This window comes from Demequina sp. NBRC 110054 (genome assembly GCF_002090115.1).
Classification (GTDB): domain Bacteria; phylum Actinomycetota; class Actinomycetes; order Actinomycetales; family Demequinaceae; genus Demequina.
The window spans coordinates 285,109-307,436 of sequence record NZ_BBRK01000006.1 but is presented as its reverse complement, the minus strand read 5'-3'; the positions used below and the strand labels follow the sequence as shown (position 1 = coordinate 307,436).

The following is a 22,328-nucleotide window of genomic DNA, read 5'->3' as shown; positions in this document are numbered from 1 at the left end:
GGTTTCCGGGGATCCCGTGCCCTTCAGTCGGTGGGGGCGGGGAGGAGGCCGGCGCGTCTCTCGGCGGCGGCGATGAGGCCCCCGACGGCGCGGAGGGCCTCACGGGCGGGGTGGGCGTCGTGCTCATGGCCGATGAGGATGGACTGCTCCGCGCCCAGGAAGACGTTGCCGGCGAGCGAGGCGAGCTGCGCCGGGGTGAGCGGGCCTAGGTCGAGCCCGCGGTCCATGTGATGGGCGAAGGCGTCGGTGAGGACCACGATCCAGCGGTTCATCATCGCGTCGAGCCTCGCGGCGAGCGCGGGCTGCGAGTAGCCCGCCGCGAACATCTCCTGGAGGATCCGAACGTAGCCGGACCCGAGGTCGTCGTCGAGGTAGTCGCACGCGCGGGCCCACTGCTCGGACAGCGGCTCGTCGCCCGCGTACAGCGCGGCCTGGCGATCGAGACGGGATGCGTCCTCGTGATCGAGCAGCGCGAGGACCAGGTTGTCCTTGGATCCGAAGTGGTAGTGGATCTGGCTGAGCGGGACGCCCGCGAGCTCCGCCACCTTGCGCGTGGAGAGGGACGCGTAGCCCTCGTCGAGGACGCAGGTGCGCGCGGCGTCGAGGATGAGGGCGCGGGTGTCGGCGGTCGGCAACGGGCTGCCCTCCTGGTACGGCGGGCGGCGGTGCCCGCGAACGGTTTCGGTCGTTCGACCGATACTGCCGACGATAGAGGCGTCGTCCCTCCCTGTCAACGGCCCGGGCCGCGCGCTACGCTGACGTGACCACGACCGGGCCAGGGGGGAGTGCCGCATGACCGACGCCTCGCGCAGCAGCACGTCGCTGCGGCCTGCGGGCTGGCTTCCCGACCCGATGCGTCCCGGCTTCGAGCGCTACTGGGACGGCCAGCAGTGGACCCTGCGCGTGCGCGACAGGGAGACCGGCGTCGAGGTGGGGGAGTCCTCGGGCGGTGCGCCGAGGCCCGGCTCGCGGCGCCGCGCGATCGGCTGGACCGCGACGCTCGCGGTCTTCGCCGCGATCGTCGCGGGCGTCGGCTGGATGGGTGCGCTGCCGTCCTGGATCCCGTGGCCCGACGCGCTGGTGCGGCCCGCGCCGAGCGGCCCCGAGGTCGCGTATCCCGTCTACGGCTCCGATGAGCTCGTGACCTACCTCGCGCGCTCGATGGTCGCGCAGGAGGAGACGATCGATCTGTCGTGGATGGCGTTCACCGACGAGGCGTCCGAGGAGACGATCCCCGACGCGGTGTTCGAGGCGGTGACCCAGAACCCCTACGTGTTCGTCGAGGGGTGGGAGTGGAGCATCGGCTATCCCAAGGCCGTGCTCGAGCCCATCTACACCTACGACGACACCGAGGCGGAGCGCCGCCGTCGCGAGACCGCGGCCGAGGTCGCGAGCCTCGTCGCCGACGCGTCCGTCACCTCGGCCGTCGACGACCGCGCGCTCGCCACGGCGGTGCACGACCTGGTCGTGTCGTCAGCCGTCTACGACTACGCCGCGGCCGACGCCGTGATCGCGGGGGAGACGACCGCCACGTCGCCGCGCGTCGCCCGCTCGCAGGAGGCCTACGGGATCCTCGTGGAGGGCTCGGCGGTGTGCAACGGCTACGCGCAGGCGTTCCAGCTGCTCGCGGACGCGGTGGGTCTCGACTCGGTGATCGTCACCGGCACCGCCGACGGCGGCGTGACGACGGGTCTCCACGCGTGGAACCTGGTCCAGATCGACGACGAATGGCTCGTCGTCGACACCACCTGGGACGATGCGGGGCTGCTCGGCACGGGGCGCGAGTATCTGCTCCTGGACCAGAGCAGCGAGGTGCTCGACACGCGCGCCGCGGACGCCGACTGGATCATGGACGGTCGCGAGGCCGCCTACCTCGTCGACGGGGCCTGACGAGTCGTCAGCACTTCTTGGCCGAGCCGGTGCTGCCCCACTTGCACGTGTCGAGCTTGGTGCCCGCCTTGTTCTTGAGGACCGCGACGTCGCCGCTGTTGTTCCAGATGTACCAGGACTGACCCCAGTAGCGGTGCTTGCTCGAGTTGGAGCCCTTGCCCGTGTGAAGCGTCACGGTAGCGCCGGGCTTGAGCGTGAGCGTGCCGAACTTGTAGACGTGGCCGGCCTTGTCCCGCACCGTCCAGCCTGTGAGGCTCTTCGACTTGCTGCCGTAGTTCTTGATGCGGATGTACTCCGCGTTCAGCGAGCTGTTGGAGCCCTTGTCCGAGCCGGGGCTGTCGTACTGCACGTAGGAGAAGCGGACGGACGAGGCGGCGTCCGCCGGCTCCGATCCGACGGTGACGCTCAGCATCATCGCCATGGCAGCGGCGAGAACGAGCGCGGTCGCGCGGCGAACAGCAAACACAGGATGCCCCCTCAGACATTCGCGGAATCTACAGCGAGATCCTACGTCTCACGCGGGGCTCCGGCGACACCTCCGTGCGGGATCTCACAGCGCCCTTGGCGCACTCACGAGTCCGCGCGCCAGCGCACCGCCGCGGAGTAGACGATCGCGGCCGTCGTCGCGATCTCGATCACGGAGAAGTACCAGTAGTACATGGTGGCCGTGCCCACGAAGAGCGTCGCGAGCTGGACGAGCGTCATGACCGAGCCCGCGACGATCGAGTACCAGCGCGCGATGCCGTGAGGGGCGATGCGCGTGAGCAGGACCGCGAGGATCGGGATGGTCATGAGCACGCCCGCGCCGAGCAGGAAGCCCGGCGACATCTCCATCGGGGCGGTGCCGTCCAGGATGTCGTTCATGTACTCCGGGTCGTGCGTGCCGAGCACGTCGCAGTACAGGTAGTTAAGGATCGCGAACAGCCACAGCGCGGAGACGACGCGGCGCGTGCCGAAGAACGCGAAGGGCCGGGTATCGCCCTTGGCCGGGGCCGCGGTCGTGGACGATGCGGCGCTCGCGGACGATGCGCCGGTCGCGCCGTCGTGGGTCGTGTCGGTGGTCATGGTGCTCCCCTCGTGGACGACTCTCCCGTCGTCCATCCTTACGTTGTAAGGTCACCTTACGGCGTAAGATGGATGAACGCCACAGAAGGATGGAAATGATGTCCGGACCAGGGGAGACCGCGCGCGAGCCGCTCAGCCGCGACCGCATCGTCCAGGCGGCGGTCGCCATCGCGGACTTCTCCGGGCTGCGCGCCGTGACCATGCGCGGGGTGGCCGACGAGCTCGACTGCGAGGCCATGTCGCTGTACCACCACGTCGCGAAGAAGCCCGACCTCATGGCCGCGATGGTCGAGGCGATCGTCGGCGAGGTCGCAGTGACGCAGGCCGCGATCCGCGAGGAGGACTGGCGCGACACGTTCCGGGCGCGCTGCCTCGCCGCGCGCGGTGTCATGCTCGCCCACCCATGGGCCCCGGCGCTGATCTCCGAGCAGACCCAGTCGCCCGCGGCGATGTTCGCGCTCTACGAGGACTTCCTCGCGACGCTCATCGACGCGGGGTTCGACTACGGGCTAGCGCATCGGGCGATCCACAGCATCGGCTCGCTGATCCTCGGCTTCTCGAACGAGCTGTTCGATCCCGCGCCCGACAGTGACGAGGAGATCGACGAGGAGGCGATGCTCGCGATGGCCGCCCAGATGCCGCACCTGCTGCAGATGGCGGCCACCGGGCCGCACGACCCCGACGGATCACTCAGTGCCTGCGACACCCGGGCCGAGTTCGTGTTCACGCTCGACCTCATCCTGGATGGACTCGAGGCCCGCCGCGCGGCGCTGCGGTGAGACGCGAGCCGGACATCGAGTCACATATGTGACACCGGGGGTTGCCATGTGACGGATCTCACATACAGTCGTCACATGAGCATCGAGAAGACGCGCCGAGAGGTCAGCCGCCTGCGTGCGGAGTTCAGCGTCGAGCCGCGCGAGAGCGCGCTGCGCCTTGCGCAGCGTCTGTCCTGGTACTCGATGGAGCTCGCGCTCGCGAAGGACTACGACAAGTCCGAGCAGACGTGGGAGGAGGCGTACGGCGTCGCCCGCTACGTGCTCAAGGGCTCCGGCCCCACGCAGTACGAGCGCACCGAGCTGATCCGCATCGGCGTCGGCACGGCGCACGCGATGCTGCTCGCCGGCAAGCAGGACGATGCGCTGGCCGTGGTCGAGGAGACCGAGAGGCAGTACGACCGGCTCGTGTCGGAGACGGACAGCCCCGAGATGGTGCTGGCCTTGCGCGGCCCGATCCTCGGCGTGAGGGCCGAGATGCTTCACGATCAGGGGGATCGGGAGGCCGAGATCGCGGCCATGTGCGAGTCGATCCTCGAGATGCTCGCGGGCTCGGAGGCGAGCCCAGCGATCGTCAACTCGATGGTGAGGGAGCCGCTCCGGCAGCTCCACGCGCTGCTGTCGTCGGGGGACGACCAGTAGCGTTCCGCGCGACACGTCGTGTCGTGCGTGGTTAGCCTGGGAACAAGGGGGAAACCGTTCTCGGGTCGAAGGTGACAGGGGGTGGCCGATGCCAGCAGGCGAAGGCCAGGTGCGGCCGCCGCGGCTGCCCGAAGCGGGGTGGCTGCCCGATCCCGCGCTCACTGACGTCGAGCGCTACTGGGACGGGCATTCGTGGAGCTCCCACACGCGCGATCGCGACACCAAGCTCGAGTTCGTCGACCCCCTGTGGACCGCGGCCGAGAAGCTGGGCGGGCGGCGGGCCGAGGCGGTGCCGATCGACCCCCGGCTTGAGGCGATCGTGCCCGAGCTGCCGGGAGTCTCGGCGGCTCACGAGGCCCACCCGCACCGACACTGGGCCATGGGCGTCGCTCTCGTCGGCGTGCTCGCCGCAGGCACCGTCGCGTCGGTCAGCCTGTTCCCGGGGACGCTGCCCTGGACGTCGAGCACCTCGGGCGCCCCCGCCGGACCGGACGTCGTCTATCCCGTGTTCGGGACGGACTCGCTCAGCATGTACCTCGCGCGGAGCCTCGTGGCGCAGGAGCCCGAGATCGACGTGTCCTGGATGACCGTGCTCGGCGACGAGCGCGAGGCGCTCGTCGAGGACGCGCTGCTTGAGGTCGCCGCGCAGAACCCCTACGTCTACATCGACCCCGACGCGTCCGTGCTCGCGGAGCTAGGCGAGGCGGTGATCCCGCAGTACACCTACACCGACACCCAGGCCGAGCTCCGGCGCGAGCGGACGGTCACCGCCGTCAACGCGATCGTCACCTCTGATGCGGTCGCGGGCGCGGTCGGCGAGGTCGCGATCGCCGAGGCGCTGTACGACGCGCTCATCGACACGGCCGACTACGACGCCGACGCGGCCTTCTCCGTCGGCGGCGCCACGGCATCCGACAGTGAGTTCGAGGCCTACGGCGCGCTCGTCGAGGGACTCGCGGTGGGAGAGGGCTACGCGCACGCGTTCCAGGCGCTCGCCGAGGCCGCGGGGCTCACGAGCATCGTCGTCACCGGCACCGCGTACGACGGTGACACCGTCGGCCAGCACGCATGGAACATGGTCTTCGTCAGCGGCGCCTGGCTCGTGGCCGACGCTGCGTTCGATGACCTGGGTGAGCTGGGCGCGGCGTACGACTACTTCCTCATAGCTGGGTCTAACTCCGCGATGTCGTCGCGCGCGGCGGACAGCGAATGGGTGCTCGACGACCTGGTGTGGAGCTTCCGGGCGTAGACGGGTCTTGCTGCCCGCGCCGGCCGTCCCGTGCCTCCCGGCCGTTCGCGCGGCGGTTGCCCGCCCGCGGCGGCGTGCGACTGAGCTGCCCTCTCTCAGCGCCAGGTTCTCAGTGCCAGGTGGCGGGGCGACGCGCCGCGCTCGCGATCGCCTCGACCTCCTGTGAGGTGAGGTTTCCGGCGCGACGCTCGAAGTGATCGGGCAGGTCCAGCGGGCGCAGCACCGCGACGTCGGCCGGGGGTTGGAGGAAGGTGAGGCCCTGTCCGATCGCGCCGGCGACGATCACGAGCGTCGGGCGTACCTCGACGGGCGTGGCCGTCGCGTCCGACAGCAGCCGTCCGGCGATGTCGGCGTCGGCGCGCGCGTCGAGCAGGTGGTTCGCGGGGCGGCCGTCGACCATGACATCCTCCGCGCCGATCCACACGCGCTTGCCGCGGTGGCTGCGCGTGGTCACGGTGAACACCCCACCGGGGCCGACCAGCAGGTGGTCCAGCCGCGCGTCCGACGGCCCGAAGGGCACGTCGTGGAGCACCTGCCAACCCACGTCCGTGAGGCGGTCCAGGCGCGACGCGATCGCGACCCGCGCATCGTCCTGATCCGGCGGCTGCGACTCGACGGCCGGGCGGACGAAGGGGCTGGGGGTTGCGGTGGTCTGTGTCGTGGGGGATTGTGCCTTCGTTGGCGTGCTCTCGGTCGAGGGCTCGTCCGCGCCGGGGATCTCGGTGGGGCCCGGCGCGGCGGCGAGGATGCGGGCCGGGTCGTCCGGCGGATCGAGCGCCGGGACGGAGACGTGCTCGCGGACGGCCCAAGCCCTCACCGCGAGGTCGACGAGCTCGGCGTCGCCGCCGGGGCTCACCGTGAGGCAGCCGGTTCCCAGGTCGATCCATCCGAGCTCCGTACCATCGGCGCGCGCGACCCTGACGCGATCCCTGCCGGGCGCGCCGAGTCGGGTGACGGTGAAGCCGGTCATGGTCCGGGGAGACCTCCTTGCCCTGCCTTGATTGGCACATTACGCGCGCGGCGGGCTCGCGGGAAGAGGTGACGCTCGCGTGGCGCGCTCCGCGTCCTCGGCATGCCGGGCAGCCGGCGAGGTGAGGGCGTCTCTGTTCAGCGCGCGGCGGGCTCGCGGGAAGAGGTGACGCTCGCGTGGCGCGCTCCGCGTCCTCGGCATGCCGGGCAGCCGGCGAGGTGAGGGCGTCTCTGTTCAGCGCGCGGAGATCTCGCTAGTCTTCCCTCGAAGAAGGGGGCTTCGTGGGGGAGCATGACTTTTCGGCGCATCGTCCGGTGCTGCCTGCGCCCGGGTGGCTGCCGGACCCGAGCCGGCTCGACATCGAGCGCTACTGGGACGGCCAGAGCTGGACGCCGCGCACGCGCGATCGGGTGTCGAGGCTCGAACGCGTGCCGCTCGCCGAGGTCCCCGGCCGAGTGGGTGCGGCGACGGTGCGCTCGTCCGGATGGCAGGACACTTCCGTGTGGCGCGGGGGTCCCGCCTCGAGCCGCGCGCCGGCGCGAGCGTCGGGGGACTCGCGCGCGAGGGGAGCCTTCGTCCTCGTGAGCCTGTTCCTGGTCGTCGTGGCGCTGTACGGCTACCAGAGGAACGCGACCGACGCCCTGATGAGCGTCGATACCTCCGCCCAGAGCCAGGCGACGGAGGTGCAGTCCTCCGTGTCCGGAGTCTCGTACCCCGTGCACGGCAACAGCGAGCTCAGCACCTACATCGCTGAGGGGGCGATCGCGCAGGAGAGCCGCATCTACGTGTCCGCCTTCGTCGAGGACAGCCACTTCGACGACGCGTTCGCGGACGCGATGTACGAGGTCTCCGTGCAGAACCCCTATGTCTTCGTGGATTCGTGGCGGTGGAGCACAAGCGCGACTGGCGCGTGGGTCTCGCTCGACTACACGTACGACGCGGAGGAGGCGGAGCGGCGGCGCGTCGCTACGGCGCAGGCCGTGGACGCGATCGCCGCGACGCCCGCGGTCTCGGGCGCCTCGACCCAGGTGGAGCTCGTCGAAGCGATCCACGACGCGGTGATCTCCGCGACCGAGTACGACTACGACGTCTACGCGACGCTGCAGGGCGCAAATGTGCGATCAGGGCCCGATCAGGGTCAGGAGGCCTACGAGGCCCTCGTCGAGGGCCGCGCGGTGTGCAACGGCTACGCGCAGGCCTTCCAGCTGCTCGCCGACGAGGTCGGGCTTCAGAGCATCATCGTGACGGGCGAGGTCAGCGACGGGCTGACGAGCGGTGGTCATGCATGGAACAAGGTGCTGATCGACGGCGAATGGCTCGTGGTCGACGCGACGTGGGACGACCTGGGCGAGGCCGGCGCGAGCGACGACTACCTGCTGCTGTCCTCCGACAGCCCGCGCCTCGCGACCCGCGCCGCAGGCACCGACTGGGCGATCGACGCGGCGATCTCGAGCTACGGGGAGTAGCGGCGACGCTCCTTCTCAGTTCTGGTGGAGATCGCTAGTCTTCCCTGGGAGAAGGGGTGGTCTCGTGAGTCGGATGGGTGGAAGTGCGCGGCGTCGGGCGTCGGTGACCGCGGCGGGGCTTGCGGCGGTGCTCGCGCTCGCCGCCTGCACCGGGGGTGATTCGGCGGAGCCCTCGGACTCGACGTCCGACTCGGGTGGCGCATCGTCCTCGGGCTCGGTTTCCAAGGCTGGCCACGTCGACAATCCCTTCGCGGGCGCGACGATGTACGTCAACGCGGAGTGGTCCGCGCAGGTTGAGGCGACCGCTGCCTCCTATGAGTCCGGCGACCCGGACCTCGCCGAGTCGATGCGTGCCGTCGCGTCCGAGCCGACCGGCGTGTGGATGGACCGGATCTCCGCGATCGAGGGCAACACCGACGGCCCCGGGCTGAGGTATCACCTGGATGCGGCGCTGTCCCAGAGCGTCGACGGTGAGCCTGTCGCCGTGACCGTCGTCGTGTACGACCTGCCGGGGCGCGACTGCTTCGCGCTCGCGTCCAACGGCGAGCTGCCCGCCACCGACGAGGGGCTCGAGCGATACGAGAGCGAGTACATCGACGCGCTCACCGCGATCTTCGCCGAGCCCGAGTACGCCGACCTGCGGATCGTCACCGTGATCGAGCCCGACTCGCTGCCGAACCTCGTGACCAACGCGTCCGACGCCAACTGCCAGGCCGCAGATCCGTACTACCGGGCCGGCATCGCTTATGCGCTCGACGCCTTCGCCCCGCTTCCGAATGTGTACAGCTACATCGACGCCGCGCACTCGGGCTGGCTCGGGTGGGACTCGAACTCGGGGCCGTCGGTCGCGCTGTTCGCTTCCGTCGTGGAGTCCACCGAGGCGGGTTTCGAGGCTGTCGACGGCTTCGTCACGAACACCGCCAACTACACGCCGACCGAGGAGACCTACCTGCCCGACGCCTCGCTCCAGGTGGGAGGCCAGGAGATCCGGTCGGGGAGCTTCTACGAGTGGAACGCGCTGTTCGACGAGGCCGACTGGACCGCGGATCTGTACGCGCGCGCCGTCGCCACGGGCTTCCCCGAGACGATCGGCATGCTCATCGACACCTCCCGCAACGGCTGGGGAGGTTCCGCTCGCCCGACCGAGGTGACTGACGCATCGTCCGTGGATGCGTATGTCGCGGCGAATGCGATCGATCAGCGCACGCATCGCGGGGCGTGGTGCAACCAGGCGGGCGCGGGGCTGGGGCTCAGGCCGCAGGCGCTGCCGTCGGGGTATCCGGACTCGCACCTGGACGCGTACCTGTGGGTGAAGCCGCCGGGGGAGTCGGACGGGTCGTCGGAGGAGATCGCCAACGACGAGGGCAAGAGCTACGACCCGATGTGCTCGCCTTCGTATTCCACTGAACGTCTTGGTGGGAACTCGACCGGGGCGCTGGCCGATGCGCCGCTGTCGGGCAAGTGGTTCGCCGCGCAGTTCGCGGAGCTCGTGGCGAATGCGTACCCGGCCGTCGGGGAGGAGAACCCGCCTGCCAGGGAGGATGACTCGGTGGAGCTGGGTTCCTCTGAGGACTCGGCCGCCGGTGACTCCTCAAACGACACGGACGATGCGGTTGTGGCCGGGGCAGCGGGGGAGTGCTCTGCCTCGCTCGAGGTCACCAACTCGTGGCAGGGCGGGTTCCAGGCGAACGTGGTCGTCAAGGCTGCTGGGGAGCTGTCTGGCTGGGAGGTCTCCTTTGATCTCCCCTCAGGTGTCGAGATCGACGGACTATGGAACGGTGACTCGTCCGGGACGAGCGGGACCGTGACCGTCGGCGACGTCGGATGGAACGGGGTGCTCGCGGCGGGTGAGACGGGGGAGTTCGGGTTCACGGCGAGCGGGGACGCGCCGGATGCCGTGGATGTGGTGTGTGCGGGGAACTGACTCTTCTCGGTTCTCGAACTGATCGCTAGTCTTCACCCGAGGGGGACACATGACCGCTGGTAGTTCTGCAAAGACGGAGGCCGAGCGACAGCTCGCACTCGCGGCTGCCCACGAGGCTGCGGCGGCTGACGCGCGAGCTGCGGCTGGGCGCTACGAGGTTGCGGGTGTGACCGAGCATCGGATCGCGCGGCTGCTTGCGCCGCTGAGTGTCTACGAGGCACGGTTCCTCCACGACCGCCGTTGGCCTGGGTCGCGTCGGGCGCAGGTCGACCTGATCATGGTCGGCAAGCCCGGCGTCTTCATCATCGATACGAAGGCTTGGAAGGACGTCTCGATCGTTGACCAGCGCATCTTTCGTGGAGACGAGGACGTCACTGAGGATCTGATGAACCTCGCCGACCTATGCGACCGCGCGGAGGAAGACCTCGCGTCTATCGGACTCGCACCGGGCGAGGTGCACGCCGTGGTCGTCCTCGCTGGCCGGCAGGGAATCAACGCGCGGGTCGGACCCGTGGAGGTGGTCGGGGAGAAGGACCTGCTGCGTCACATCGCGTCCAAGGGCGAGAGGCTCACCGTGACCCAGGTGGACGAGGTCGACGCGCGGTGCCGGCAGTTCTTCCCTCCTGTGTCCGCGCCTGTGCAGACGGCCCCGCCTGTATCTGTCGAGGTCCCCGTGCTGGCTGCGCAGGCGGACGAGCGTGTGGTCGACGAGACCGACGCGCTCTTCTCGGCCTCAGAGGTTGAGGCGGCGCTGCTCGAGGGGATCATGGCGCAGCCTGTGGAGGAGTGGATGACCTTCCTCCACCCCGAGCAGGCGAAGCTTGTGCGTCGTTCCTTCAACGGGCCCTCCCGCATCCGTGGCGCGGCCGGGACCGGCAAGACTGTGGTGGGGCTGCATCGTGCCGCGTATCTGGCGCGGACCAGGCCGGGGCGTGTGCTCGTCACGACGTACGTGCGGACTCTTCCTTCAGTGTTGAAGACCCTGCTCGGCCGTATGGCGCCCGATGTGGTGGACCGCGTCGACTTCATGGGAGTGCATCAGTTCGCGTCGTCTGTGCTCGACGACCGAGGAGTGCGTCGCAGGCTCGACAGTTCTGCGGCGGATGGCGGCTTCGCCGCAGCGTGGAATGCGGTCCCCAAAGACAGCCCACTGAGGCGCAAGGGGCTATCCGAGCGGTATTGGAGGGAGGAGATCGACTACGTCATCAAGGGGCGAGGCATCTCCGACTTCGACACCTACGCTGAGCTGTCTCGCACCGGGCGGCAGCATCGTCTGGGGCTTGATCAGCGTCGGGCCGTGTGGGTCCTGTACCTGGACTACGACCGCAACCTGCGGCGCCAGCGTGTGCATGACTTCGCGGACGTGATCCTGCTCGCCGACGCCGAGCTGCGACGCGAGCCCCTGGACGGCGGTTACGCGGCCGTGATCGTCGACGAGGCGCAGGACCTCAGCTGCGCGATGGTGCGGATGCTGCACTCGCTCGTGGGCGACGGTCCCGACGGCTTCACGCTCATCGGCGACGGCCAGCAGAGCATCTATCCGGGTGGCTACACCCTTGCAGAGGCCGGGCTCTCTGTCGCCTCGCGAGGCGTGGTGCTCGACATCAACTATCGCAACACCGAGGAGATCCTCGACTTTGCGCACGGGCTCGTCGCAGGGGCCGGGTACGCAGACATCGAAGGCGAGATCGCTCGCGGTGAGCGCCCCAAGTCCACCGCGAGATCCGGTCCAGAGCCTGAGGTGGTGAGGTGCGCGACCTGGCGCGAGCACGACAGGATGCTCGTCGCCCGGGTCCAGCAGGCGGTGCGCGATATCGGCACATCGCTCGGGGACGTCGGAGTGCTGTGCGCATCGAGTCGCTCCGTCGCGGCAGCGCACAAGGCGCTCGCGGGCGTCGGCATCCCAACGGTGGATCTCAAGGAATACGCCGGATCAGCGGTGGATGCGGTCCGAGTCGGCACCATCAAGCGTGCCAAGGGGCTCGAGTTCAAGCAGGTGCTCGTCGCTTCGGTGAGGCTGTCTCTGCTCGAGGGCGAGCCTCCGTCCGAGGACGATGCTGCTGCGCGCGAGGCGTGGGAGCTCGCCAGGCGGGAACTGTACGTGGCTTTGACCCGGGCACGGGATGGCCTCTGGGTCGGGGTCGTGGCGCGGTGATGGGCGAGGTAGGTGTTGTCGGGCCGTTCGTGACTGGCGTATGGACGGGCGTTCAGCCTCTACTGCCGTGGCTCATACCGCTGCTCGCTATCGTCGCCGTGCTTCGCTTTCCGATGCTAGGCCGTGGGCCGAATTCGTCGAAGCGCGATCCGTGGCGCGGATTCAAGCACGGGGCTTGTGACAGGATCCTGGAGCGGGCGAGCGGACGATGCGAAGGCTCGCTGCTGCTCGCCTGGGGACGATGCAGCAGTCGTGCGGTCGAGGCCGACCACGTCTTCCCGCACTCGAAGGGCGGGCCGACTGTCATCAGCAATGGCCAGGCACTGTGCATGCGATGCAACCGAAGCAAGGGCAACCGGGATCCCCAGTGGTGGTACGTCCTCGGGTTGGAGAAGCGCCGGCGGAGCTACTTCCCCGAAGGCGAGGACGTCCGCGTGCTCGCCGTGATGTCCGATTTCGATGTGCAGGCGCGCGGCCGGGAAGGGAGACATCGCACGTAGCTGGCCACCGCAATGCCAAGTCGCTCGCTCGAGTCCGTCGCTGAAGCCTTCGCGGATCACTGGGGTGCCGTTGCGCTGCGTGGTAGGGGCCGGCAAGACGCGGACGGCCGACGAGCAACGAGTTCCCACGGGGCCAGCCGGTCGAAGCCGTCGCGAATCCCGACAGACTCAGCGGGCCTCGCAACCAAGGCGTCCTTGTTGGCGAGTAGCGAAGTCCCCGCGCCGGCTCACGACTGCCCTACCTCTTTTCAGGCGCCGTGCCACGCACGTCGTGAGCGACGAACCGCTCCCTTGAGTCGGCGAGCTTCGCGCTCGCGGCGGCACCCACGTCGACCCCCAGCACGTCGGCAAGCCGCAACAGGTAGATCAGAACGTCGCTGATCTCCTCTCCTGCCCGCTGCTGACGCTCGGCTGAGGAGAAGGCAGCCACAGCATCGCCCGCGGGAACCCACTGGAACAGCTCAGCCAGCTCGCCGACCTCGCCCACGAGAGCGAGCAGTAGCGACTTGGGGTCATGGAACTGCTCCCAGTCGCGCTCCTGGGCGAATGCCCTGATGTCAACGGTGAGTCCGGAGATCGAGTCGGTCGAAGAAGACATGCGACGACTCTCCCACGCGAAACCTATCCGAGCCCAGACGAAGCGCTAGTGTCATTCTCACAAGCGCAATGACAGGCTTTCGCACCTGCGGATATGCCTCCCGCGCAGCATCTCGCTGCCCAGGAGTCTCATGCAGGTCGTTCGCCACAGTGCCAGGTCGCTCGCCGCCGCCGCGGCAGGTGACTTCTCCATCGTGGAGGAGGCGCTCGCAGACATGCTCGTGTTCCACGGTCTCGGTGCGCCGAGCGCCAACGAGCGAGCATCGTGGCGGAACAGCATCCCGCATCTCGCTCACGTCCTGGACGATGCGGGCCTCGGCGACGTCGAGGTGCTGCTCGAGCACCGGCTGCCTCTGACGAGCAAACGCGCCGACGTCGTCCTGGCGGGTATCCACCCGGCGACGGGCGAGAGCTCGTACGTTGTTGTCGAACTGAAGCAATGGAGCAAGGCGAAGCGTCACGAGGACGCCGAGAACCTTGTCGAGGTCGAGGGCGTGGCCTACAACCCAGTGCTACACCCATCTCTCCAGGTCGGGGAGTACGCGCGCTACTACCGCGATTTCCTCCGCGCGCTCGCGTCTCGTCCGGGCGCGCTCGTCGGCGTCGCCTACCTTCACAACGCTGACGATGCCGGGGTCGCCGATCTGTGGGCCGTCGCCCCGTCCGAGGAGGGCCGGATGTTCACCGGTCAGCGGCGTGGGGAGTTCGTGGACTTCCTCAAGAGTCGACTCGCTCCCCATAGCGGAGCGGGTGCTGCAGACGAGTTCCTCGCTTCCGCGGTCGCACCGTCGAAGCAGTTGCTCAAAGTCGCCGCCGCAGAGATCCGTGACCGCGAGCAGTTCGTGCTCCTCGACGAGCAGCGCGTCGCCTACGAACTGGTGATGCGCGCCGTCGAGTCCGCCCGTGCCTCCGACTCGAAGGAGGTCGTGATCGTCAGCGGCGGACCCGGCTCGGGCAAGAGCGTGATCGCGCTGTCGCTGCTCGGTGAGCTCGCCCGCCAGGGCCGTACCGCGCTGCACGCGACCGGATCGAGGTCGTTCACCCAGACGCTGCGCAAAGTCGCTGGCAAGGGTTCGACCTCGACGCAGAGCCTGTTCAAGTACTTCAACAGCTTCATGGAGGCCGAACGCAACGGTCTCGATGTGCTCGTGCTGGACGAGGCTCACCGCATCCGCGAGAAGTCGGTCGACCGGTACACGCCCCGTGCGCTCGCGGAACGCGCCCGACCCCAGGTGGAGGAGCTCCTTGACGCCGCGCGCGTGCCCGTGTTCCTGCTCGACGAGCATCAGGTGGTGAAGCCTGGCGAGCTCGGCACCGTGGTTGACATCCGCGCACACGCTGCCGCACGTGGCCTGGCCGTTCGACAGATCGATCTCAACGCGCAGTACCGCTCAGGAGGGAGCGCGGCCTACATCGACTGGGTGCTGCGGCTGCTCGGCCTCGCTGGCGACAGGCCCGTCGGTTGGAATGACGAGGAGACGTTCTCCGTCGAGGTCGCCGACTCGGTGTTCGACCTCGAAAGGCGTCTACAGGAGAAGCAGTCGCAGGGCTATTCGGCCCGGATGACGGCTGGCTTCTGCTGGCCGTGGTCCGACGCGAAGGATGGGGCGCTTGTGCCGGACGTCGTTGTTGGCGAGTGGCGTCGCCCATGGAATTCCAAGGCGACCCGCAAGCTCGGCACCATCCCGCCCTCCGCGCTGTGGGCAACCGAGCCTGGCGGCTTCGGCCAGGTCGGCTGCGTCTACACCGCGCAGGGATTCGAGTACGACTGGAACGGGCTGATCATCGGCCCCGACCTCGTCGTGCGGGAGGGGCGGTTCGTGAGCCGTCGAGAGTTCAACAGGGACCCCGCATTCAAGAGCCGCAAGCAGGTCAGCGACGAGGCGTTTGACCGGAACGTGCGCAACGTCTACAAGGTCCTGCTCACGCGCGGCATGGTCGGCACGGTCCTCTACTCGACCGACGAGGGGACGCAGGAGTTCCTGCGAGGGCTCCTCGAGTAGACCAACCGCCATGTGGTCGTCTCGCTTCGCGGCTCCGGAAACGTGGTCATGGCATCGTCCAACTCATCGTGCCTGCGCTGCGGCCCGCTCGTACGAGGCGGCCATCGCTGTGTTGGAGACTGCGCACTCGGAGCATCCCCGCGATTCGGAGATCGCGCGCGACCTCTGGCGCGCACTTCTAGCCGCGGCGGAGAACCGAGAAGGCTGCTTCGGCAGGTTCTCCCGCCGTCGCCATGCCCGCCGACTCGCGAAGCTCTCGACCGAGATCGCAGCCAACCGCATCGTCCCTGTCGACGAGGCCTACGACGTCGTCGCCGTCTCGCGCCACGTCCTCGACACCTCATGAACAACCCACACCCCACCATTGGCACTCAGGCGCGCCTTCCCTAGGGTGGTGCCCGTGAATGGAACCGGACCAGCACAGCCCAGCCAGCCGACGCGTCGTCCCTTCGCGGCGCCCAAGCAGAACAAGCCGTGGGGGATAGGGCTCTCGATCTTCGGGGGGCTGAGCCTCCTGTCGGCGCTGTACTCGCTCGTCGACCTGATCTCGGGCGAGCCCGCGTCGAACCCGCTGGTGATGATCGTGGTCGGCGGCGCATGCCTCGGTGCCGGCATCTACCTGCTGCGAGGTCCCGGCGACGGCACCAAGGCGAAGCGTCGCCAGCCCGCCGGTGGGCAGAATCCCGCTGCAGTCCCCGCGGCGAGCATCGAGCAGGCCTCGGCCGCACTCGCGGCGGCCACCGCAGGCGGGCCCGCCCTCGTCGCCTACCGCAACCTCGACGCGACGGTCCGCCAGTTCGCGCCTGAGGACGCGGCTGCCGTGCGAGAGGCGGAGATCGCGCGCATCGGCTTCGACTCGTCCAGCATCGGCTCCGAGCGCCTTGGCTACGTCGCCTCGCTCGAGGGCGGCTCCGTCGAGATCTTCCGCGACTACGTCGTGCTGGGGCAGAGGGCCCACAACTTCGACGCCGCCACGCACGGCGACGTCTTCACCGGCGGCGCCATCCAGATGAGCACGATCATCAAGGACCGCGACGGCCGCAAGAAGGTCAGCCAGCGCGAGAACGATATGCGCACCGCGCAGTTCCAGCTCGCGAGCGCCGACTGGTCCCTCAGCACGCCGATCCACCCGGATCAGGCCAACGAGGCGCGCGCCCTACTCGGCCGGCTCACCGCGCACCTGTCCAGCCGCGCCGGCAAGCCCGTCACGCGGTCCGACATCCGCGAGATGGTCGACTCGATCCTCGCGAACACGAGCCAGCCCGCCGCCGACCGCATCCGGCAGCTCGACGCTCTGCGTTACGAGCGGCTGCTCACCGACGACGAGTTCGCGCAGGCCAAGAACTCGATCCTCGACATCTGATCGGAGCCGGCGCCCGAAAGGCGTGCACCCGACCCCTCCGCAGAGTGTGGAACATGTCACACCCCACGCAGTACCCTTGAGGCAGTCAGTGTCAAGGAGGCGGTCATGGCGGTCGATAACGCATCCACGGCAGGGGTCGTGTACTTCCACGGCCCCGAGCCCGTCTTCGCCGACCACCACGACTACCGCGAGGAGAGGGCCTACATGGCGACTCTGGCCGACACTGAGATCCTCGACGTCCCGACCGACCGCGGCGTGCACGCGTCCGTGACCTTGCTCGGCAAGAAGAAGACGCGCGCGCAGGTCGCCGCCGAGGCGACCCATCGCTCGATCGCGTACGCGACTCTCGCCGCGCTCGAGGTCCGCGCCGCGCGCGGCTGAGCCGCCTGTCGCGGGCTGGGGTCACTGCTCGGCCGCGTCGTCCCAGAGCTCCCCGTAGATGTCGGTCGCGGTCCCGGCTCCGTCGAGCGCCTCAAGGACGTACTCGTCGTCGTAGGGATACGCGACCCATTCGTTGGTGATGAGCCCCTCGTCGTTGTACGAGTCGACGGAGATGCCGATGAGCTCGAACGGATTGCCGATGCCGTTGGTGCCGCGCCAGATCCAGAGCGTTCCTGCCTCGGACCCGTCCGCGTCGACCCACTGGTGAATGGACTCCACCTCGGACGTGGCGTCCTGGTAGAGCGTGTAGTACCAGGCGTCGCGGTAGTCGACGGCGCCGTAGACGTCGTCGTCCATGACGGCGTCCTCGGTGGCGAACGTCCCGAGCAGGTCTGCCACCTGCGCGGGCGTTCCGTAGGACGTGTGGTCGGTCAGGATCTCCTCGAGCTCGGCCTTCTTCTCGACGACAAGGTCATGCCGCGCGTCGATCGTGTCGAGCTCGGCCTGCAGCGCGTCTCTCTCTGAGGTGACCTGCGCGAGCTCCTCCTCCAGATCCGCTGATCCGGAGCTGCATCCCGCGAGTGCGAGGATGCAGATTCCTGCGGCGACGATGGGCGTCGCCGTCCTTCCCTCAGCCATGACGCACCTCCTCCTCTAGCCACGGTCCGGAGGTGTCCGGGTCCACGGGCGGAAGGGGCTCTCTGCGTCTGAGACTGCCCCTTCAGGATACCTCCGGTTCGGGTGCGTCGCCCCTGCAAAAGGGACGATGCGGCAGTCGCGAAGCACTCAGGGCTAGCCGGCACTTGACGACCGTCAAACACGGTCCTAGCGTCTGTGGTGGAGGCACGTCACAGGCGACTGCACCCTTCCCTTCCCCGGGGGCACGGCCAGCGCTGCCGTGCCGCCACGCGCCACACGAAGTGCGCGGGCGCCGGGCTCGCGCACACCTACGGAAGGGGAATGCCGTGACCGCTGGAAAGATCGCCAAGGTCGTCGAGGTCCACCGCAACGGCCGCGCCATCGTCGAGATCGGCAGCGAGCGTCAGGAGGTGCTCGAGATGACCGTCTCCGACGACGACATCACGCCGGGGGACTGGGTCATCGTCCGCGCGGGCTTCGCGCTCGAGCGCCTCACCGACAAGGAGGTCAAGGAGCTCCAGGCGCAGCACAAGACCGAGATCACTGCCTGACACCGGCAGTGCATGTCGATGCCCCGGGCGCGCTCGCGTCCGGGCATCGGCGTGTCCCGGTGGCCCCGAGTGTTGGCGAGGCCTAGCGTGGTGTGTGACAGATGTCACACGTGCGCCGTATAGTTCACCACAGTTGAAGTTGCACTGGGTGCGAGATTGCACGAAGTGCGAGGACTGGGGGCGGAAGAATGCAGATCGGCGGAGACGCGAGCAGCCTGGATCTCTGGCGCAAGGCCGTGGCCGACCACCAGGACGATGCGGCACTCAAGCTGGGTCTCGCGCGCGCCCTGGTCTCGCATTCGATCCGCGCCACGTGCTCGGGCGGTGACGGGGCCGACCTGCTCGCCGAGTGCGCCTTCACCCTGTGCGCGATCGACGACCTCGAGGCGCTGACCGATCCCGAGGCGCTCCTGTTCGCCGGCACCGCGGCGGGCTGCGCGAGCGGGCTCGTCACCGCGGGCCGTCCGCGCCTCGCGCTCGGTGTCCTTGCTCCCGCGGCCCACGTGCTGGACTCGCGCCCGGATCTCGCGGGCATCCCGACGCCGCAGGCCAAGCCTCAGCTGCCCGGGACCTCCGAGGCCAACGACGCAAGCGAGGCGAAGGGTCGCGCGCTCGCGGCCTCCGCCCGCCGCTCCGAGGCCTCGCAGAAGTTCCAGTCCTTCACGCCGTACAGCCCCGAGGACGTCGCGCCCGGTTCCGTCTTCTCGACGCCGTGGCCGCTTCCGCCTGTGTCGTGGCACTACCTGCGGGCCTCCGTCGGCGTCGCGATGGGCTGCGGTCTCGCCGCCGTCGGCGAGACCGAGAAGGCGATCGCCGTCCACAGCGACGCGATGCTCACGTGCTTCGCTGGCGCGCCCTATGACTACGCGCGCACCGTCAGCCTGTCGGCCACGATCGGCCGCCGACTCGAGCAGCTTCTTGCGCCAAGCGCGCCTCACGGGCGCGCGACCAGCCGCTAGAGAATCGGACATTGATGGACATGTCACCCAATTTCCGGGTGATTTTGCCCTGAGGTGTGGCCTTCGTCACACGAAGCCTTTAGTTTGGCACCCAGGGACGCCTCGGGGGAGCGGCGTCAATTCTGGGGGAGTTTTCGCATGCAGTACACCAGGGGTTTGATCAGTCCAGGGGCCTGGCGCGCCGCGCTCGACGAGAAGCCGTCCGACGCCTACACGAAGCTCGGCCTGGCCCAGGCGCTCATCGCGAGAGCGTTCGAGGCCGGGGCGGACGCTGAGGATGGCTGGTTCGAGGCCGAGCTCGCGCTCCTCGCCGAATGCGCGGAGACGCTCGCCTCGATCGAGGGGCTCGAGGACCTGAGCAACTGCGATGCGCTCCACTACGGAGCGGCCGCCGCGCGCTGCGCGTCCCGGCTCGAGGACCTCGGCGACCCGATGCTTGCGATCTCGATCTTGTCGCCGGCGATCGCGATGCTCGACGAGCGCGCGAACCGCGCGGGCTGCGCGCCGTGCGAGTTGTTCCGCGACACGTCGACGAGGTCGGATGGCGCGGCCCAGCCGACCGCGCACGCCCACCGGCCCGACTTCGAGCGGCTCAGCCTGGAGGACACCGAGCCCGGCGAACTGTTCGCCCGCACCTTCCCGCTGCCCGCGGTGTCGTGGCAGTACATGCGGGCGACTCTCGCGGCGGTCAACGGCTCGGCGCTGCTCTCGGCCGGCGACCTGGACCGCGCGCTCACGAGCCTCAGTCACGCGGCGCTCCTCGCGATGGTCGGCGCGCCGCTCGACTACACCCGCACCGCGGACCTGTCGGTCGCGATCGGCCGTCGTCTCGAGGAGGCGCTCGACCTCGAGCGCGCGCTCGAGGGGGACGCCGCCCAGGACTTCTAGACGGGGGGTCGGCGCGCGGGCCAGCAGGCTGAGGGGAGTTGGCCCGCGCGCCCACATTCGTGCAGGGGGTACGCCGTTCTCGCGGGGCGGCACGGGGCTTGGGTCGAGTCCCCGAGGCGAGCCTCGGCGCGAGAATTCTCGATTCCTAGAGAGGTCCCTTCCAGGAGAGACGCACCCCACCCGGACCTTGGTCCCGGGTGTCGAATAGCGGCAGTTCTAGCCTCGCAGAAGAGGCATGTCATGGACGACATCAGGATCCTTCAGCCATCCGGCCTCGACGCCCTTGTCGGTGAGCTGCGCGCGCGTGGCTTCCGAGTCGTCGGGCCGACCCTCCGGGGCGATGCGATCGTCACCGGCGAGATCCGCGCTGTCTCCGACCTGCCGCGGGGCATGGGTGACTCTCAGGACGCCAAGACGTACCGGCTCCGCCCGCGCGACGACGAGGCGTACTTCGGCTTCGCCGCGCCGGCCCAGTCCTCGAAGCCCGTGTTCTTCCCAGCCGAGGAGGTCGTGTGGCGGGGGCGGCGCGACCACGACGATGGTGGTCGTTTCTCCGGTGGTCAATTCACAGTGGAGCGCGACACCCCTGACGCCGCCCCGATCGCGCTCCTGGGCGTGAGGTCCTGCGACCTGCGCGCCGTCCAGATCCAGGACAAGGTGCTCGCGGACCGTGCCCACGTCGACGCTCACTATGTGGGCCGCCGCGACGGCGCGTTCGTCGTCGCCGTGGCGTGCTCGGATCCGGCCGCGAGCTGCTTCTGCGCGTCGATGGGCACCGGGCCTCGCCCCTCCGCGACCAGCCGCGAGACCGGCGAGCCGTCGTACGACCTGCTCCTCACCGAGATCCTCGCCGCGGGCGACCACCACTTCGTGATGGAGATCGGCACGGACCGGGGCAGGGAGGTCGCGGACGAGATCGGATCCTCGATCGGGCACAGCGCCGACAGGGACGACGCGATCGCCGTGACCGACGACGCCGCCGCGCGGCAGTCCCGCGCGATCGACACGACGACCGTCCACGACGTGCTGCGCGCCTCGGCCGAGTCGTCCCGCTGGGAGGACGTCGCGAGCAGGTGCCTCGCGTGCACCAACTGCACGCTCGTGTGCCCCACGTGCTTCTGCACGACCGTGCAAGACGTCTCCGACCTCGCCGGCGACAGCGCCGAGCGCCACCGCGTGTGGGACTCGTGCTTCTCCGAGAGCTTCAGCTACATCCACGGCGGACCCACCCGTGAGTCCACGAAGGCCCGCTACCGCCAATGGATCACCCACAAGCTGTCGTCGTGGGAGGACCAGTTCGGCATGCTCGGCTGCGTCGGATGCGGCCGCTGCATCACGTGGTGCCCTGCGGGCATCGACATCACCGAGGAGGCCGCCGCGCTCGCGCGCATGAGCGGCCTTCCCGCCCCAGCCGCCACCACCTAGGGAGCGGGCATGAGCACGGCAGCAGCCGAGCCACGGATCGCCGACGCGGGCGACCCGATGGTGCCGCGCCGCTTCGCGATCAGCCGCGTCCGCCAGGACACGCGCGACACCTTCACCCTGCTGCTCGACCCCGTCGACGGCGAACCGCTTGCCTTCCGCGCGGGCCAGTTCACGATGCTCCACTCCTTCGGGGTGGGGGAGGTGCCCATCTCCATCTCGGGCGACCCCGCCGCGGCGCTCGCGGAGGGAGGCGCACCGCTCGAGCACACCATCCGCGACGTCGGCGCCGTCACGCACGCGCTCGTCCACGCGAGCCCCGGCACGGAGATCGGGGTCAGGGGCCCCTTCGGGACCTCGTGGGACGTGGACGATGCGGCGGGCGGGGACGTCGTCTTCGTCACCGGCGGCATCGGGCTGGCTCCGCTGCGGCCTGCCATCCTCGACGTGCTCCGCGAGCGCGACCGCTACGGCAAGGTGCTGCTGCTCTACGGCTCCCGCACCCCCGACGACATCCTCTTCGGCCACGAGATGCACCGCTGGGCCGACCTGAACGACGTCAACGTGCAGATGGCGGTCGACAACGCGCCGTACGGCTACACAGGCAAGGTCGGCTTCGTCACCGAGCTCATCGCGCGCGCCGGCTTCAACCCGCGCGCCTCGTGGGCGTTCGTGTGCGGTCCCGAGGTGATGATGCGCTCCGCCGCGTCCGCGCTCGCGGGCCGCGGCGTCCCCGCGTCCCACATCCGGCTGTCGATGGAGCGCTCCATGAAGTGCGGCATCGGGTTGTGCGGCCACTGCCAGCTGCGGGATCTCTTCATCTGCGTCGACGGTCCCGTGCTTGACTACCCGCGACTCGAGCCGCTCATGAGCGTGAGGGAGCTGTGA

At 69.2% G+C, this 22,328-nt stretch carries 23 protein-coding genes; 17 read left to right on the top strand and 6 right to left on the bottom strand.

The features are described from left to right. Positions 1-23: 23 nt before the first annotated feature. Positions 24-635 (bottom strand): TetR/AcrR family transcriptional regulator, encoded by a 612-nt coding sequence (locus B7K23_RS14100; RefSeq protein WP_200809850.1) that lies wholly within the window; start codon positions 633-635, stop codon positions 24-26. Between the two features lie 157 nt (positions 636-792). Between B7K23_RS14100 and B7K23_RS14095 the strand changes: the two genes are divergently transcribed. After that, on the top strand, positions 793-1,890 hold the full coding sequence (locus tag B7K23_RS14095) for a DUF2510 domain-containing protein (RefSeq protein ID WP_084127325.1): 1,098 nt from the start codon (positions 793-795) through the stop codon (positions 1,888-1,890). Positions 1,891-1,897: 7 nt separating this feature from the next. On the opposite strand, the gene B7K23_RS14090 is transcribed toward B7K23_RS14095, so the two are convergent. Together B7K23_RS14090 and B7K23_RS14085 are read right to left on the bottom strand one after the other, a co-directional pair. Then, positions 1,898-2,356, bottom strand: coding sequence for a lamin tail domain-containing protein (locus tag B7K23_RS14090; protein WP_234996551.1), 459 nt, complete (start codon positions 2,354-2,356; stop codon positions 1,898-1,900). A 104-nt stretch (positions 2,357-2,460) separates the two neighbouring features. Continuing rightward, positions 2,461-2,955 (bottom strand): DUF6326 family protein, encoded by a 495-nt coding sequence (locus B7K23_RS14085; protein ID WP_200809849.1) that lies wholly within the window; start codon positions 2,953-2,955, stop codon positions 2,461-2,463. Between the two features lie 98 nt (positions 2,956-3,053). Between B7K23_RS14085 and B7K23_RS14080 the strand changes: the two genes are divergently transcribed. From B7K23_RS14080 to B7K23_RS14070, 3 genes are all read left to right on the top strand, one after another. Then, the gene (locus tag B7K23_RS14080) at positions 3,054-3,734 is read left to right on the top strand and encodes a TetR/AcrR family transcriptional regulator (RefSeq protein ID WP_234996550.1); all 681 of its coding nucleotides are present in this window, start codon (positions 3,054-3,056) and stop codon (positions 3,732-3,734) included. Positions 3,735-3,809: 75 nt separating this feature from the next. Beyond that, complete coding sequence (locus tag B7K23_RS14075; protein ID WP_084127322.1) at positions 3,810-4,373, top strand: hypothetical protein; 564 nt, start codon at positions 3,810-3,812, stop codon at positions 4,371-4,373. A gap of 88 nt (positions 4,374-4,461) precedes the next feature. Next, positions 4,462-5,622: a DUF2510 domain-containing protein gene (locus B7K23_RS14070; RefSeq protein WP_084127321.1), complete on the top strand. Its 1,161-nt coding sequence runs from the start codon at positions 4,462-4,464 to the stop codon at positions 5,620-5,622. A gap of 109 nt (positions 5,623-5,731) precedes the next feature. Here B7K23_RS14070 and B7K23_RS14065 read toward each other — a convergent pair whose 3' ends face one another. Then, positions 5,732-6,592, bottom strand: coding sequence for a nuclease-related domain-containing protein (locus B7K23_RS14065; protein WP_084127320.1), 861 nt, complete (start codon positions 6,590-6,592; stop codon positions 5,732-5,734). A 281-nt stretch (positions 6,593-6,873) separates the two neighbouring features. Here B7K23_RS14065 and B7K23_RS14060 point away from each other — a divergent pair, with 281 nt between their 5' ends. The 4 genes from B7K23_RS14060 to B7K23_RS14045 all read left to right on the top strand — a co-directional run bounded on the left by B7K23_RS14060 (position 6,874) and on the right by B7K23_RS14045 (position 12,637). Then, positions 6,874-8,058, top strand: a complete 1,185-nt coding sequence (locus B7K23_RS14060; protein WP_084127319.1) for a transglutaminase domain-containing protein — start codon at positions 6,874-6,876, stop codon at positions 8,056-8,058. Between the two features lie 73 nt (positions 8,059-8,131). Next, positions 8,132-9,982: a glycoside hydrolase family 6 protein gene (locus tag B7K23_RS14055; RefSeq protein WP_084127318.1), complete on the top strand. Its 1,851-nt coding sequence runs from the start codon at positions 8,132-8,134 to the stop codon at positions 9,980-9,982. 49 nt (positions 9,983-10,031) lie between these two features. Continuing rightward, positions 10,032-12,137, top strand: coding sequence for a nuclease-related domain-containing DEAD/DEAH box helicase (locus tag B7K23_RS14050; protein WP_084127317.1), 2,106 nt, complete (start codon positions 10,032-10,034; stop codon positions 12,135-12,137). Continuing rightward, positions 12,137-12,637, top strand: coding sequence for an HNH endonuclease (locus tag B7K23_RS14045; RefSeq protein ID WP_200809848.1), 501 nt, complete (start codon positions 12,137-12,139; stop codon positions 12,635-12,637). Before B7K23_RS14050 ends, B7K23_RS14045 begins: the two co-directional genes overlap by 1 nt. Before the next feature lie 238 nt (positions 12,638-12,875). Here B7K23_RS14045 and B7K23_RS14040 read toward each other — a convergent pair whose 3' ends face one another. Continuing rightward, complete coding sequence (locus B7K23_RS14040; protein WP_084127316.1) at positions 12,876-13,235, bottom strand: nucleotide pyrophosphohydrolase; 360 nt, start codon at positions 13,233-13,235, stop codon at positions 12,876-12,878. 130 nt (positions 13,236-13,365) lie between these two features. Between B7K23_RS14040 and B7K23_RS14035 the strand changes: the two genes are divergently transcribed. From B7K23_RS14035 to B7K23_RS14020, 4 genes are all read left to right on the top strand, one after another. Next, positions 13,366-15,237 carry a DUF2075 domain-containing protein gene (locus B7K23_RS14035; protein WP_084127315.1) on the top strand — a complete coding sequence of 624 codons (1,872 nt, stop codon included), beginning with the start codon at positions 13,366-13,368 and terminating at the stop codon, positions 15,235-15,237. Positions 15,238-15,346: 109 nt separating this feature from the next. Continuing rightward, complete coding sequence (locus B7K23_RS14030; protein ID WP_143338311.1) at positions 15,347-15,583, top strand: hypothetical protein; 237 nt, start codon at positions 15,347-15,349, stop codon at positions 15,581-15,583. 54 nt (positions 15,584-15,637) lie between these two features. Continuing rightward, complete coding sequence (locus B7K23_RS14025) at positions 15,638-16,600, top strand: hypothetical protein (RefSeq protein ID WP_084127313.1); 963 nt, start codon at positions 15,638-15,640, stop codon at positions 16,598-16,600. A 105-nt stretch (positions 16,601-16,705) separates the two neighbouring features. Then, positions 16,706-16,981 carry a hypothetical protein gene (locus B7K23_RS14020; protein WP_084127312.1) on the top strand — a complete coding sequence of 92 codons (276 nt, stop codon included), beginning with the start codon at positions 16,706-16,708 and terminating at the stop codon, positions 16,979-16,981. Positions 16,982-17,002: 21 nt separating this feature from the next. Here the strand turns inward: B7K23_RS14020 and B7K23_RS14015 are convergent, their stop codons facing one another. Then, the gene (locus B7K23_RS14015; RefSeq protein WP_084127311.1) at positions 17,003-17,620 is read right to left on the bottom strand and encodes a hypothetical protein; all 618 of its coding nucleotides are present in this window, start codon (positions 17,618-17,620) and stop codon (positions 17,003-17,005) included. 326 nt (positions 17,621-17,946) lie between these two features. Here B7K23_RS14015 and B7K23_RS15565 point away from each other — a divergent pair, with 326 nt between their 5' ends. The 5 genes from B7K23_RS15565 to B7K23_RS13990 all read left to right on the top strand — a co-directional run bounded on the left by B7K23_RS15565 (position 17,947) and on the right by B7K23_RS13990 (position 22,328). Next, complete coding sequence (locus B7K23_RS15565; protein ID WP_143338310.1) at positions 17,947-18,171, top strand: HypC/HybG/HupF family hydrogenase formation chaperone; 225 nt, start codon at positions 17,947-17,949, stop codon at positions 18,169-18,171. Positions 18,172-18,359: 188 nt separating this feature from the next. Next, positions 18,360-19,130: a hypothetical protein gene (locus B7K23_RS14005; protein WP_084127309.1), complete on the top strand. Its 771-nt coding sequence runs from the start codon at positions 18,360-18,362 to the stop codon at positions 19,128-19,130. A gap of 138 nt (positions 19,131-19,268) precedes the next feature. Beyond that, positions 19,269-20,018, top strand: coding sequence for a hypothetical protein (locus B7K23_RS14000; RefSeq protein ID WP_084127308.1), 750 nt, complete (start codon positions 19,269-19,271; stop codon positions 20,016-20,018). 240 nt (positions 20,019-20,258) lie between these two features. Beyond that, complete coding sequence (locus tag B7K23_RS13995) at positions 20,259-21,443, top strand: 4Fe-4S dicluster domain-containing protein (RefSeq protein WP_084127307.1); 1,185 nt, start codon at positions 20,259-20,261, stop codon at positions 21,441-21,443. 9 nt (positions 21,444-21,452) lie between these two features. Then, positions 21,453-22,328: an FAD/NAD(P)-binding protein gene (locus B7K23_RS13990; RefSeq protein WP_200809847.1), complete on the top strand. Its 876-nt coding sequence runs from the start codon at positions 21,453-21,455 to the stop codon at positions 22,326-22,328.

What these genes read in the sequence shown, in the direction of transcription:
- B7K23_RS14095 (WP_084127325.1), top strand. Translation starts at nt 793, where the DNA reads ATGACCGACGCCTCGCGCAGCAGCACGTCGCTGCGGCCTGCGGGCTGG.
- B7K23_RS14085 (WP_200809849.1), bottom strand. Translation starts at nt 2,955, where the DNA reads ATGACCACCGACACGACCCACGACGGCGCGACCGGCGCATCGTCCGCG.
- B7K23_RS14080 (WP_234996550.1), top strand. Translation starts at nt 3,054, where the DNA reads ATGTCCGGACCAGGGGAGACCGCGCGCGAGCCGCTCAGCCGCGACCGC.
- B7K23_RS14075 (WP_084127322.1), top strand. Translation starts at nt 3,810, where the DNA reads ATGAGCATCGAGAAGACGCGCCGAGAGGTCAGCCGCCTGCGTGCGGAG.
- B7K23_RS14070 (WP_084127321.1), top strand. Translation starts at nt 4,462, where the DNA reads ATGCCAGCAGGCGAAGGCCAGGTGCGGCCGCCGCGGCTGCCCGAAGCG.
- B7K23_RS14065 (WP_084127320.1), bottom strand. Translation starts at nt 6,592, where the DNA reads ATGACCGGCTTCACCGTCACCCGACTCGGCGCGCCCGGCAGGGATCGC.
- B7K23_RS14055 (WP_084127318.1), top strand. Translation starts at nt 8,132, where the DNA reads ATGGGTGGAAGTGCGCGGCGTCGGGCGTCGGTGACCGCGGCGGGGCTT.
- B7K23_RS14050 (WP_084127317.1), top strand. Translation starts at nt 10,032, where the DNA reads ATGACCGCTGGTAGTTCTGCAAAGACGGAGGCCGAGCGACAGCTCGCA.
- B7K23_RS14045 (WP_200809848.1), top strand. Translation starts at nt 12,137, where the DNA reads ATGGGCGAGGTAGGTGTTGTCGGGCCGTTCGTGACTGGCGTATGGACG.
- B7K23_RS14040 (WP_084127316.1), bottom strand. Translation starts at nt 13,235, where the DNA reads ATGTCTTCTTCGACCGACTCGATCTCCGGACTCACCGTTGACATCAGG.
- B7K23_RS14035 (WP_084127315.1), top strand. Translation starts at nt 13,366, where the DNA reads ATGCAGGTCGTTCGCCACAGTGCCAGGTCGCTCGCCGCCGCCGCGGCA.
- B7K23_RS14020 (WP_084127312.1), top strand. Translation starts at nt 16,706, where the DNA reads ATGGCGGTCGATAACGCATCCACGGCAGGGGTCGTGTACTTCCACGGC.
- B7K23_RS14015 (WP_084127311.1), bottom strand. Translation starts at nt 17,620, where the DNA reads ATGGCTGAGGGAAGGACGGCGACGCCCATCGTCGCCGCAGGAATCTGC.
- B7K23_RS14005 (WP_084127309.1), top strand. Translation starts at nt 18,360, where the DNA reads ATGCAGATCGGCGGAGACGCGAGCAGCCTGGATCTCTGGCGCAAGGCC.
- B7K23_RS14000 (WP_084127308.1), top strand. Translation starts at nt 19,269, where the DNA reads ATGCAGTACACCAGGGGTTTGATCAGTCCAGGGGCCTGGCGCGCCGCG.
- B7K23_RS13995 (WP_084127307.1), top strand. Translation starts at nt 20,259, where the DNA reads ATGGACGACATCAGGATCCTTCAGCCATCCGGCCTCGACGCCCTTGTC.
- B7K23_RS13990 (WP_200809847.1), top strand. Translation starts at nt 21,453, where the DNA reads ATGAGCACGGCAGCAGCCGAGCCACGGATCGCCGACGCGGGCGACCCG.